At 67.4% G+C, this 11,233-nt stretch carries 11 protein-coding genes, 2 pseudogenes and 1 riboswitch; of the genes and pseudogenes, 6 read left to right on the forward strand and 7 right to left on the reverse strand.

What is annotated here, in order from left to right; genetic code table 11:
* Positions 1-272 precede the first annotated feature (272 nt).
* From H5407_RS22885 to H5407_RS22895, 3 genes are all read right to left on the reverse strand, one after another.
* Positions 273-1,532: a putative Na+/H+ antiporter gene (locus H5407_RS22885; RefSeq protein ID WP_183106804.1), complete on the reverse strand. Its 1,260-nt coding sequence runs from the start codon at positions 1,530-1,532 to the stop codon at positions 273-275.
* A 466-nt stretch (positions 1,533-1,998) separates the two neighbouring features.
* Positions 1,999-2,577: a C39 family peptidase gene (locus tag H5407_RS22890; protein WP_183106805.1), complete on the reverse strand. Its 579-nt coding sequence runs from the start codon at positions 2,575-2,577 to the stop codon at positions 1,999-2,001.
* A gap of 48 nt (positions 2,578-2,625) precedes the next feature.
* Complete coding sequence (locus H5407_RS22895) at positions 2,626-3,360, reverse strand: hypothetical protein (protein WP_183106806.1); 735 nt, start codon at positions 3,358-3,360, stop codon at positions 2,626-2,628.
* 544 nt (positions 3,361-3,904) lie between these two features.
* Positions 3,905-4,025, reverse strand: a riboswitch (glycine riboswitch).
* Between the two features lie 307 nt (positions 4,026-4,332).
* On the opposite strand from H5407_RS22895, the gene H5407_RS22900 reads away from it, so the two are divergent.
* Positions 4,333-5,274, forward strand: a complete 942-nt coding sequence (locus H5407_RS22900; RefSeq protein ID WP_183106807.1) for a glutaminase — start codon at positions 4,333-4,335, stop codon at positions 5,272-5,274.
* Positions 5,275-5,279: 5 nt separating this feature from the next.
* On the opposite strand, the gene H5407_RS22905 is transcribed toward H5407_RS22900, so the two are convergent.
* A complete protein-coding gene (locus H5407_RS22905; RefSeq protein WP_310737693.1) occupies positions 5,280-5,948 on the reverse strand; it encodes a DUF535 family protein in 669 nt (222 codons plus the stop codon).
* A pseudogene (locus H5407_RS24910) lies at positions 5,918-6,304 on the reverse strand (hypothetical protein); the annotation flags it as partial. The gene H5407_RS22905 and the pseudogene H5407_RS24910, both read right to left, overlap by 31 nt.
* Positions 6,305-6,442: 138 nt before the next feature.
* Between H5407_RS24910 and H5407_RS22915 the strand changes: the two are divergent.
* The 3 genes from H5407_RS22915 (at position 6,443) to H5407_RS22925 (ending at position 9,061) form a co-directional block, all read left to right on the forward strand.
* A complete protein-coding gene (locus H5407_RS22915; RefSeq protein ID WP_183106809.1) occupies positions 6,443-7,132 on the forward strand; it encodes a response regulator transcription factor in 690 nt (229 codons plus the stop codon).
* Positions 7,129-8,544 carry a sensor histidine kinase gene (locus tag H5407_RS22920; protein ID WP_183106810.1) on the forward strand — a complete coding sequence of 472 codons (1,416 nt, stop codon included), beginning with the start codon at positions 7,129-7,131 and terminating at the stop codon, positions 8,542-8,544. Before H5407_RS22915 ends, H5407_RS22920 begins: the two co-directional genes overlap by 4 nt.
* A 70-nt stretch (positions 8,545-8,614) precedes the next feature.
* Positions 8,615-9,061, forward strand: a complete 447-nt coding sequence (locus H5407_RS22925; protein WP_183106811.1) for a putative zinc-binding protein — start codon at positions 8,615-8,617, stop codon at positions 9,059-9,061.
* Between the two features lie 17 nt (positions 9,062-9,078).
* Here H5407_RS22925 and H5407_RS22930 read toward each other — a convergent pair whose 3' ends face one another.
* Complete coding sequence (locus H5407_RS22930) at positions 9,079-9,276, reverse strand: ribbon-helix-helix domain-containing protein (protein ID WP_183106812.1); 198 nt, start codon at positions 9,274-9,276, stop codon at positions 9,079-9,081.
* Positions 9,277-9,373: 97 nt separating this feature from the next.
* Between H5407_RS22930 and H5407_RS22935 the strand changes: the two genes are divergently transcribed.
* Together H5407_RS22935 and H5407_RS22940 are read left to right on the forward strand one after the other, a co-directional pair.
* The gene (locus H5407_RS22935; protein WP_183106813.1) at positions 9,374-10,159 is read left to right on the forward strand and encodes a YoaK family protein; all 786 of its coding nucleotides are present in this window, start codon (positions 9,374-9,376) and stop codon (positions 10,157-10,159) included.
* Positions 10,152-10,970 carry a transferase gene (locus H5407_RS22940; RefSeq protein WP_183106814.1) on the forward strand — a complete coding sequence of 273 codons (819 nt, stop codon included), beginning with the start codon at positions 10,152-10,154 and terminating at the stop codon, positions 10,968-10,970. The genes H5407_RS22935 and H5407_RS22940 overlap by 8 nt, the downstream gene beginning before the upstream one ends.
* Positions 10,971-11,104: 134 nt before the next feature.
* Here the strand turns inward: H5407_RS22940 and H5407_RS24555 are convergent.
* A pseudogene (locus H5407_RS24555) lies at positions 11,105-11,233 on the reverse strand (branched-chain amino acid ABC transporter substrate-binding protein); the annotation flags it as partial.

Genomic DNA, 11,233 nt, shown 5'->3' on the forward strand with positions numbered 1-11,233 from the left:
TGGCCAGATCGAGGCCGATCGTCGTAATCTCCATGGTGGACGCTCCTTCCGATCGAGTGGTTGCTGACACATCCACTGTGGCACTTCGATGCCGTCTACGGGTGGGGGCGTCCATCCCATTGCTTACTGTAATCAGGCGGCCACCATGGGCCCAGATGCGGGCCTAGCGGGCCCTGAGGCCTCAGGTGTTGCATCAATTTTGTAACGCTGACACTAGCGCAAAGACCGCGCACCCGCGATGAGGCCGCTTCCGGCCCATCCGAACCGCATGTTTACAGCACCAGGAATGCGGTCGCAGCCACGGCCGTGGGCAGCAAGGCTCCGACGAGCAGTTCCATGGCTCCGACCGATTCGTCCTCGAAGCCGCGCTTGAGCAGCGCCACGCCCGCAGGATTGGGCGCATTGGCGATGACAGTCAACCCGCCACCGGCCACGGCGCCGGCTACGAGCGCGTGCTTGGTCTCTACCGGAATGCCGGCGATGAGCGAGCCCAGATAGGTCAGCGCCGCGTTGTCGGTGATGGCCGTCAGGCCGATGGCACCGAAGAACAGGGCCAGTGGCTCCAGGCTGGAGACGATGGGCTGCAGCCACCAGGCCTGCATGCCGCCCAGCACCACCAGGCCGGCAAGGAAGAAGGCGACCAACAGCGCCTCCTTGAGGATCAGCGGGCTCTGGTAGCGCTCATAAGCCTGGCTGAAGCCCAAGAACATCAGGAAGAGACCGAGGAAGGCCACGGGATGGTGGGCCAGCACCACAACGCCGGCGAGCAGCGCCAGATGCACCAAGGTGACGGCCAGCGGTACCCGCTGCACACTCGAGACGCCCTCCTCCTTCGCAACCCGCAAATGCCTGCGCATCACCCAGGTCGCCAGGGTGGCGTTGAGCAGCACGGCGACGGCGGCCTTCCAGCCGAAGTGGGCCAGCATGTAGGCGCTGTCCCATTGCCAGGTCGCGGCCACCATCAGCACGGGCGGCGCTGCGTAGGCCGTCAGGGTGCCACCGATGGACACGTTCACGAAGAGCACGCCCAGCGCGAAATACTTCGGCCGCTCTGGCACCTCGGACCTGAATACCAGCGGCGCCAGCATCAGGGCCGCGATGGTCATGGCGGCAGGCTCGGTGACCAGGGAGCCCAGCAGCGGCACCACTGCCAGCCCCAGCCAGGTGCTAGAGATGGCGCGGGGAAGCGGGATCAGGCGGGAGGTGAAGGCGATCGCCCGCTGCACGAGGTCCAGCACCGGGCGGGAGGCCGCCACCACCATCACGACGAAGACGAACAGCGGCTCGGTGTAGTTGCGGGACTCGGCATAGTGCAGCGCGCTGGGACCGTCCTTCAGCAATGCGAGTGCGAGGATCAGCACCAGGGCCCAAAAGCCGAAGACCACCTCCACCTCGCCCAGCAGGTGAAACAGTCCGGCGTGCCGGGGGTAGCGATGGGACAGCCGCTCGAACTGCTTGGCCGCAAAGGTGTGGGCCAGGGCCAGGACGAACAAGGCCAGGGCGACGTAGGGGATGAGGGTGTCGGCGTGCATGATCGTGGAGACTCCGCGCGGCGGCCCGACCTGCGCTCAACCTGCCAGGCCGCAAGACCTGGCACCCAGCGCGTAATATACCAGACGCGCCCCCCTCCCGCGGCCCAGAGGCCCCGCCCTCGCCTGTCTGGCACCGGCCACGCAGATGGACGTCCACCGCCGTCCCCGGCAAGGGTGCAGCCTTGCCGCAGCGGATCAGCCTTTGATCGGTGCGTAATCGGTGCTTGATCGGCGGTCACGTTCTTCACCCTTCAAGGGCAAGCACGTCGTAGCGCCAAGGGTCCTCTGAGGCCAGCCGCGCAAGGGCAGTTCGACCCGGCCAAAGCCGGCATCGCAGGGCGCCGCTCCAGGCCATGGGGCGGCGCCCTGCTCGTCTTCTGCAGCCTTGTCCGGCCTTCTTTCCCCTCACAGGCCTTGCGCCGCAGCCTAGTCTCCTCTGCTACAGCTGCGGCGGCATCGACAGGCTTCAGCGCACGCGCAAGGTGTGCGTCCAGGCGTGGTCACTGGCGGAGACCATCCAGTTGTAGCTGTCTTCCGAATTGCCTTCGCCGGGCCACGGGTTCATGTAGAGCACGTAGGAGGTGCCGTTCCAGACCTCATACCCGGTGCCCACCATGATGTGGCCGCCGCCGGAACTCCAGCCGAAGCGGATCATGAAGGGCTTGTTGTAGTTGATGTCCGAGACGATGGCATTCCACGACGAGGCAGAAGCGTAGGCATTGGTGCCGATGCCCCATTTGGCCAACACGCCCTGGGCACTGCCGTTGGAGCCATACAGCGCATTGGGCTGGTTGGCATAGCTGTTCCAGTTGAAAGTGCCGTTGCCGCAGGCGTAGTTGATGCCGAAGGCCCAGTTGACGATGCTGCACTGGCTGGGCGGGGTCTTGTAGTAGCTGATGATGGCCTTGCTCGAGGCCGACCAGCACCACTGGCTGTGCTCCTGGATGGTCTGCGGCACGTTCAGCGCCCTGTACTGCGCGAAGGCCAGGGGCATGAGCAGGCTGAGGCTCAGGCCGGCGAGCGTCTTCTTCAGATTCGCGTTCATGCGATCTCCATTCGATTCTTTGGGGAAGTTCGTCGGTGTGCTGGCGGCTCAGCGCAGCATGTCCAGGTTCTTGCTCACGGCCGAGCGCAGCGGGTCCAGCAGCTGCGGCGCCTCCATCAGACCTGCACTGGCATCCGCGGATCCGGTGGCCAGGCCATGCCGCAGCAGGGCATCGCGGGCGGACTGCAGCGTCGCATAGCGGGCCCTGCCATCCTTGCCGGACACCACCTCCAGCAAGTCGGACTGCGCCTGGTAGACGCGGATGAAGCGCAGATTACTGCCGTCCGCATTGCCATGGACCTGGCGCAGCGCGTCCAGCTCACGGGCCAGACCCGCGCCACCGAAGGACACGGCCTGCCAGCGCCCCTCCGTCTTCTGCACCGTGACCAGGCCGACCGGCCGTTCACCGACCTGCACGACGAAGCGCCAACTGCCCGTCGGCGTCGCCATGGTACTGAGATCGCTGCGGCCGGCGGCGAGCTCCTGCGGGCTGACGGTGTGCATCTCAAAGCCTGGCCCGATGCGGGCCTGCGACAGCTCCTGAACATCAGACACGTCCAGCGCCATGTGGCTGGGCGACAGGCCTGCGTAGTACTGCTGCTTGCGCTGCTGATACTCGTCCAGGCCGCGCTGAGCGGCCATCAGGGCCTGGCTGCGGTCCGACTGGCGCTGCGCGATATTGGCGCGCTCACCGCCGGCGGGAACGGCCAAGGCGGGCAGTGCTGCCAGCGTCAGGGCGCACAGCAGTGCGCCTGGCAGGACCAGTGCTTTCTTCTTGAACATGATGTCTCCTTCGGTTGCGATGGGTACTGCTTGGGGCCCGCCGATCGAGCAGCCTGTACTGCCCTTGCGGCGGTTCGTGGAAAGCCACCATTTCCTGGCGGCGTTTCAACGCTCGGTGTCGTAGCGCTTCATTTCTGGACGCTCACTTTCGACATTACTTTTCACATCAGCGCTGCCCACGCGACACTGCGCTTCGCCACGGCCCAACGGCAGGCGCAAGCGCGCCGCGACCGCCAGGGAGCGGATCAGATCGATGTCTGCAGATGCGTTGCCTGCGCTGAGGTCAGGCGACGGGGTTCAGGCGCAGCCAGGCATGCGGCGCCATCGCTGATGGCGCCGCCAAAGCGGCATGGCTGGCAAGACCTGACCCCTGACGGCACGGGGGGCGCGGGCCACGAATGCCAGGCATGCCGGCATGGGAAGAGGCGCTGGCGGGAAGACAAGGAGAGCTGCCAACGGCATATCAGACACTCCGGATCAGGGTTTGCATCACAACGTCCACACAGGCCGAGGCGGCGAACCTCGAGGTCTGCGTGCACGTCGCGCCGCTCCCGCTGTCCTTGGTACCTGAGAGATTCGCGGGAGGCGCCGCCTTCCGCTTGCTCCTTCGGTGGGGCCACCGGCCATGGGCATGTCCGCGTGATCCGCTCTCCAGTGTCGGCTGATTTCGAGTCCAGTACGGGGCCTGAGCGTGCATGGGAGATTGCGCCTTCGGCGTCCCGTGAGGCTTTTGGCCAGCACGGTCACTCTCCTGGATTCGCAGCGCGATATTGCCAACAGTCATAGCGCTGTCATCAGGGAACTTTCCCGCACGTAGATTCCCCTAGACAGCATTGACAGAACCTTTCCAGGGGACAGCGGCCGGAAGCCCGCGGCCATCGAAAGAGGCCGTTGCCCGCTCGCGAAGCCCCTGTCACCACCATTGCTGCGCTCCACGGCACGAAGGCTCGACGGCGACGCTAGCATGCTGGCATGAGCCGTACCCCCGCCCTGCCCTTCCCTGATTTCGACGCCGCCTTGCAGGAGATCGCCGCGCGCGCTGAGCCTCTGCTGAGCCAGGGCCGCGTCGCCAGCTACATCCCCGAGTTGGCCCGCGTTCCGCGCGAGCAGTTCGGCATGGCCATCGTCGGCATCGACGGCCGCATCTGGGAGACCGGGCGTTCTCGCGAGCGTTTTTCAATCCAGAGCATCTCCAAGCTCTTTGCGCTGCTGATGGCCCTGCGGCATGAGGGCGACGCACTGTGGGAGCGCGTGGGCCGAGAGCCCTCGGGAACGCCCTTCAACTCCTTGGTGCAGCTCGAGCACGAAGGTGGCAAGCCACGCAATCCCTTCATCAATGCAGGCGCCTTGGCCGTGACCGATGTGCTGTGCACGCGGCATGTCCAGCCCGAGACGGCCCTGGTCGATCTGCTGCGCAAGCTGTCCGGCAGCGCGACTGTCGACTACAGCCTGCGGGTCGCGCAGTCTGAGCGCAAACACAGCGATCGCAATGCGGCCATGGCCCATTTCATGCGCAGCTTCGGCCGCCTGCAGAACCCGGTCGATCGCATCCTCGATGCCTACTGCAGCCATTGCGCCATCGAAATGAGCTGCGTGGAGCTGGCGCGCGCCATGCTGCTGCTGGCCAACCACGGCGAACTGCCCTGGAGCGGCGAGCGCCTGCTGTCACCCAGCCTCTCCAAGCGGCTCAACGCGCTGATGCTGACCTGCGGCACCTACGACGCGGCCGGTGACTTCGCCTTCCGGGTCGGCCTGCCGGCGAAGAGCGGCGTGGGGGGCGGCATCGTGGCCCTCATCCCGAATCTCTGTGGCATCTGCGTGTGGTCACCGGGGCTGGACGCGAATGGCAACTCGCTGGCGGGCGTGGCGGCCCTGGAGTGGCTTACCACGCTGACGGGGCGATCGATCTTCTGAAGCGATCAGGCCCCAGGCAGGAACGCACGGCGCATGGACTCGTGCAGGCCCTCCGACAGACCCTGAAGCAGCTCCTGCCGCCGGCGCGCCTCGGCCCGCTTGCGTGAGGGGATGCTGTCCAGGTCCAGCTCACGGCTGGCGCAGCTCTGCAGACGCCAGCGGCCGTTGCCACCCTGGCTGGCGCCCATCTCCTGCCACAGGCGTTCGTTGTCTGCCAGGATGCGCCGCCGCCGCCAGGCGTTGATGGCGATGCGCTGGCTGTTGCCAACCAGTTCCAAGCTCGAGCAGCCCAGGGCGTGGCTCCACTGCGCCGCCGCGGCGATCAGCAGGCTGGCGGGCCGGCAGCCATGCAGGGCCTTGGTGGCCAGGCGTATGCGTTCGGCAGCATCCTGCGAGGCCTCGCCCTGCAGCCGGCCCACGACGAAGGCCGGCGCACCCGCCGCTGTCGCATCCACCACACCGGTCAGGGTGTAGAGCGTACGCCCGTTCATCCGCAAACTGAGGCTGAGCTCGCCCTCACGGTGCCCGTCATGCACGGCCTGAAGATGGAGCTCGAAGCCCGCGCCGTCCTTGCCCTGCCATTCGTAGAGCCGCTGCGGCGCGGCATGAGCCGCGCAGGCCAGGCCCCCATGCCCCGTGCATGCAGCCAGCGATAGTGACCCGACAGGATGCACACCCGCTCAGGCAGGGACAGCGCCTGGTCCAGATAGGGCCGAGTCACCTTGCTCAGCAGCCTGGCGTCGTCGATGCGCCGCAGGACCGGATCCCAGTCAAGCAAGGCCAGCCAGGCCCGTACCGCCCCGGGGTGCAGCGCGAAGGCCACGAGCAGCTTCAGCCAGTCCTTGAACCGCAGATCCATGCGCCGGGCCAGGGACTGCAAGGCGCGGAGCTCCTGCGCGCAGCCCGGGCGGCGTGCCGCCTGCGCATCGGGCACGCCGAGGTGCGCAGACTGTAGCGGCCGCGCAGGAGATCCACCCGGGGTGGCAGCAGCGAGCGGAACAGGATGGGGAAGGTCGAGGCGCGTTTGCATGGGAACGGGAAGGCGGACGAGGACCAGAGGCCCGGCCTGGTGCACCGGCGCCACGACGGCAATACGGTCGCGCAGCCTAGTCCGGCAAGCTTGCAAACCACTATCAAGCCCCTTTCGGGCGCGGGCTCACAATGCCGCATGCAAATCCTGCTCATCGAAGACGACCCCATCATCAGCTGGGAGCTTCAGCTGCGCTGGCAGCAGCATGGCTGGGCCGTGCAGGTCTGCGATCGGCTGGAGAAAGCCACGGAAGTCGTCGTCGGGCTGACGCCGGACCTGCTGGTGCTGGACATGGGGCTGCCCGATGGCGACGGGCTCCAGTGGCTGCAGCAGTGGCGCCGGGGCGATCCGCGCACGCCGGTGCTGGTGCTGACGGCTCGGGATCAGGTCGCCGATCGCGTCGCCGGGCTCAAGGCCGGCGCCGACGACTACCTGGTCAAGCCCTTCTCCGTGGACGAGCTCGACGCCCGCATGGAGGCCCTGCTGCGCCGCTCGGTGGCCTCCCGCACGCGCCGTGCACAGCTGGGCCGCCTCAGCTGGCTGCCCGACGAAGGTGTGGTCAGCTGCGACGGACGCCCCCTGGAACTCAACCCTCGCGAGTTCGAGGTGCTGGGCCTGCTGATCCAGCGCGCGCCGCGCCTGGTCCCCAAGCGGGTGCTGCTGGATGCGCTGGCCGAACGCAATCTGGAAGTCGGTGACAGCGCCATCGAGGTCTATGTGTCGCGCCTGCGCAAGAAGCTGCAGGACTGCCAGGTGCGCATCGAGACCTCGCGCGGTTTCGGCTATCGCCTGGTCCTGGATGCTGGCCCCCAGGGCGGCACACCATGAAGTGGGCGCTGCGGCGCCCCCGCGGACTCGGGGGCGGACTCGAGGGCGGGCTGCGGTGGCGCCTGCTGGCACCGCTGCTGGGGGTCGTGCTGGTGGCCAGCGTCCTGAGCGCACATGCGGCCAGCGGCCTGATCGACGCCGTCTTCGACCGATGGCTGCTGGACGCGGCCCGCTCCCTGGCCTCGCAGGTCCAATTCGAGCAGCAGGCGGCCGTGATCGCCCTCAACCGCCAGGCGCAGGCAGTGCTGACCTACGACGCCGACGACAGGACCTACTTCTCCGTACTCGAAGGCGACCATGTGCTCGCCGGCGAGCAGCACTTGCCGCGCTCGGGCAGCGACGTCCGCGAGTACGACAAAGGCGCCCAGGCCTTCGAGGCCCCCTTCCTGGGCCATCCTGTGCGGGTGGTCTGGGTGCAGCTGGCCAGCGCCCAGGATCCCGCACGCGTCGTCCTCGTGGGGGTTGGTGAGACGCTCAACAAGCGCCGGCGCGTATTCCGTGAGCTGCTCTGGGTATATGCGCCGGTGGGCCTGATCGTGATCGTTGCAGCCTGGATCCTGCTGGCCGCCGTGCGGCGCACCCTGCGTCCGCTGCAGCGCATGGCCGACCAGTGGAACACGCAGTCCCATGCCTCGCTGATGCCCATTCCCACGGCCGAAGTGCCCCGCGAGTTGCTGCCCTTCGCGCTCGCCCTGAACGAGCTGCTGGGCCGGCTGCGCGAGGTGCTGGAGCGAGAAAAGCTCTTTGCCTCCGCAGCGGCACACCAGCTGCGCACGCCCCTGACCGGCCTGCAGCTGGGCCTGGCTCGCGCTGCCGAGGCGCCCGACCTGGCGGCCACCCGTGCCGTGCTGGCCGGCCTGCAGGCCTCGACCCAGCGCACCGCGCGGCTGGTGCAGCAGCTGCTGGCCCTGAGCCGCCTGGACCCCGAACTGGCCAGCAGCCCGGACTTCGCTCGCGTGGACCTCCACGAGCTCGCACGCGCCGTCGGGGAGTCCTTCCTGGAAATCGCCCATGACAAGGGCCTGACCATGGAGCTGATCGAGGCCGGCGATGCGGGCGCTGCCATCGTGGGCCATCCGGACCTGCTCAGCGAGGCGCTGGGCAACCTGATCGATAACGCCATCCGCTACACCCCGGCCGGCGGCACGATACGCATCACGGTACAGACGGCGCCACCTGGCCTGACGATCACCGACAGCGGCCCTGGCATTCCAGCCGACGAGCTGGTGAAGGTCATGTTGCGCTTCTACCGCGGCCGGCAGGCCAGTGGGCAGGGATCCGGGCTGGGCCTGGCCATCGTCAAGGAAATCGCCAACCTGCACCATGCCGGGGTGAGCCTCAAGAACATGGACGAAGGCGGCCTGCAGGTGCGAATCGTGTTCCCAGCCCCAGGCCAACTGCATCGCTTCTGATGTGGCGCAGAACAGCACCGGCCTGCTCGCGGCAGGCTCCGGGCCTCCGACATCAGGCCCCGGATCCGTCATGACCCACCACCACAATCACCTGCCCCTGGTCTACAGCTGCTCCGGCTGCTCCAGCGCCGCTCAGCTCGCCAATCACCTGGCCGTGAAGCTCGACCGCGCGGGCCTGGCTGAGATGAGCTGCATTGCCGGCATCGGCGGCGGCGTGCCCAGCCTCGTCCGCAAGGCCCAGGAAGCCCAGGCCGCGGGCCGGCCCATCATGGCCCTGGATGGCTGTGCGCTGGCCTGTGTGCAGGCCTGCCTCGACAGCCGCCAGGTCCAGGCCAGCGTGCATGTCCAGCTGCAGAAGCTGGGCGTCAAGAAGGTCTACCACGAGGGCTTTGTGCCAGACCAGGCCGGCGCTCTCTTCGACCGGCTGGCCGCCCAGGCCCTGGAACTGTCCAGCCGAGCGGCTGGCGAGGAGGCCAAGGGCTGCGGCGGCCATGGCGGCTGCGCCTGCGCAGCCTGAGAGGACCGGCGCGCCGATCAGCGCCGATCAGCGTCAGCCGTATCGGCCTGACCATTGCCGGGCGTGACATCTACGCCATGGGCCGCCAAGTACTCGCGGATCAGCTTGCGCACCACTTGGGACGGTGTCACGTCCTGGCTGGCACACAGGGTCTCCAGGGCCTTCTTCTTGGCCGGATCGATCAGCACGGTCAGACGCGCCGTCTTCATTTCCATGGCAGGCTCCTCATGTTAATTACATTATAATTGCAATCGCATCAAAGGCGCATTAGATTAGCGTATCAGCCGGCCCTTGCGGCGCCTACGCACTTCCATGGCCTTCCATCACCTGCAGCGCCTCACCTCGCGCCACCGCACACGCGCCAGCAACCGCCAACTCGGCGCACTGCTGGCCTTCGTGGCAGGCGCCGTGAATGCGGGCGGCTTCCTGGCCGTGCAGCGTTACACCTCGCACATGACCGGCATCATTTCCGGAATCGCCGACGACCTGGCCATTAGTGAAGTGCGGCTGGCCCTGTCTGCTCTGGCCTCGCTGCTGTCCTTCGTGGCTGGCGCTGCCTGCACGGCCCTGCTGATCAACTGGGCGCGTCGTCGGCAACTGCAGGGCAAGTACGCCCTGCCCCTGCTGGTGGAGGCGCTGCTGCTGCTGGGCTTCGGTCTGGTGGGCGCGCATCTGCGCGGCCTCCCGCATTTGCTGGCGCCCACGGCGGTGCTGCTGTTGTGCTTCATCATGGGCCTGCAGAACGCCATGGTGACCAAGATCTCGCAGGCCGAGATCCGCACCACCCACATGACCGGCGTGGTGACCGACATCGGCATCGAGCTCGGCCGCCTGCTGTACTGGAACCGCTCCAGTGAACGCAACGATATCCATCGCGTGCAGGCCAACTGCGACCGGCTGGGCATCCACCTGCTGATCCTGTCCCTGTTCTTCATCGGCGGACTGGCGGGGGCGCTGGCCTTCAAGCACTTCGGCTTCTCGGCCACCCTTCCCTTTGCCTTTGCGCTGATCCTGGTCGCCACCCCGCCGCTGTGGCAGGACCTCCGCGCCGCCCATCGACACCGCCTGCCCCCAGCCTCCCCAGCCGCCCATGAGTGATTCCTTTCTCGCCCTCGAAGACGCCGACGCCAACGCCCATGTCAGGCCCTATGTGCGGGAGACGCTGGAGAGCAAGTCCCTGCATTTCTGCATGGACGAGATCCAGAGCACCATGCACCTGATGGCCCCCGACGCCCTGGCGCTGGCCTACACGCGCACGATGATGGGCGTCCTGCTTTTCAAGCCTCGCCCGGCCACGCTGGCCATGATCGGCCTGGGCGGCGGCTCCCTGGCGAAGTTCTGTCACCGGCACCTGCCGGCCACCCGCATCAAGGTGCTGGAGATCAATCCGCATGTACTCGCCCTGCGCCGCGAGTTCAAGGTGCCGGACGACAACGCGCGCTTCAAGGTCGTGCTGGGCGACGGCGCGGATTTTGTCCGTTTTCCGCCCTACCAGATGGACGTGCTGCTGGTCGATGGCTTCGACTACCACGGCCAGCCGCCCGCCCTGTGCACCCAGCGTTTCTACGACGACTGCCGGGACGCCCTGCAGCCAGGCGGCCTGCTGGCCGTCAACCTGCATACCGGCCATGTGGACTTTGCCCTGCACCTGGCCCGGCTGGAGCGCAGCTTCGACGGCGAGGTGCTGGTGATCAGTGACGAGGACTGCAGCAACACCATCGTCATCGCCTGCCGCGGCCGCCTGCCGCGGCTTCAGGGCGCAGCCGCCCTGCGCTGCCCAGCTGGCTTTGATGCCCAGGCCTGGGCGGACCTGCTGCCGGCACTCGAGGAGGTGGCCCGGGTCAGCCGCTCGGGCGATGCCGAGCCCTCCGCGACCGGGGCGCGACCCGCTGGCGGCCGCAGGCGCTGAGCCGCCCTTGCCGCCTGGCGCGCGGCAGCAGCAATGAAAACCGCCACCGTGGTGCCAGGCAAGACCTGACCCCAACGGTGGCGGTTCCAACATTTCCGCGTGAATTTGCCGGGTCACTCCCCCGGCGGGGAGACTTAGCGCACGACCGCGATCTGCTCGCGGGCACCGCCCTTGTAGGTATAGAGGGTCAGGGCGCCGTTCTTGATGTCACCCTTGCCATCGAAGCTGATGGTGCCCGTCACGCCCTTGTAGCCTTCGGTCTT

It is taken from the genome of Mitsuaria sp. WAJ17 (genome assembly GCF_014174515.1).
Taxonomy (GTDB): domain Bacteria; phylum Pseudomonadota; class Gammaproteobacteria; order Burkholderiales; family Burkholderiaceae_C; genus Roseateles_B.

What these genes read in the sequence shown, in the direction of transcription:
- H5407_RS22885 (WP_183106804.1), bottom strand. Translation starts at nt 1,532, where the DNA reads ATGCACGCCGACACCCTCATCCCCTACGTCGCCCTGGCCTTGTTCGTC.
- H5407_RS22890 (WP_183106805.1), bottom strand. Translation starts at nt 2,577, where the DNA reads ATGAACGCGAATCTGAAGAAGACGCTCGCCGGCCTGAGCCTCAGCCTG.
- H5407_RS22895 (WP_183106806.1), bottom strand. Translation starts at nt 3,360, where the DNA reads ATGTTCAAGAAGAAAGCACTGGTCCTGCCAGGCGCACTGCTGTGCGCC.
- H5407_RS22900 (WP_183106807.1), top strand. Translation starts at nt 4,333, where the DNA reads ATGAGCCGTACCCCCGCCCTGCCCTTCCCTGATTTCGACGCCGCCTTG.
- H5407_RS22915 (WP_183106809.1), top strand. Translation starts at nt 6,443, where the DNA reads ATGCAAATCCTGCTCATCGAAGACGACCCCATCATCAGCTGGGAGCTT.
- H5407_RS22920 (WP_183106810.1), top strand. Translation starts at nt 7,129, where the DNA reads ATGAAGTGGGCGCTGCGGCGCCCCCGCGGACTCGGGGGCGGACTCGAG.
- H5407_RS22925 (WP_183106811.1), top strand. Translation starts at nt 8,615, where the DNA reads ATGACCCACCACCACAATCACCTGCCCCTGGTCTACAGCTGCTCCGGC.
- H5407_RS22930 (WP_183106812.1), bottom strand. Translation starts at nt 9,276, where the DNA reads ATGGAAATGAAGACGGCGCGTCTGACCGTGCTGATCGATCCGGCCAAG.
- H5407_RS22935 (WP_183106813.1), top strand. Translation starts at nt 9,374, where the DNA reads ATGGCCTTCCATCACCTGCAGCGCCTCACCTCGCGCCACCGCACACGC.
- H5407_RS22940 (WP_183106814.1), top strand. Translation starts at nt 10,152, where the DNA reads ATGAGTGATTCCTTTCTCGCCCTCGAAGACGCCGACGCCAACGCCCAT.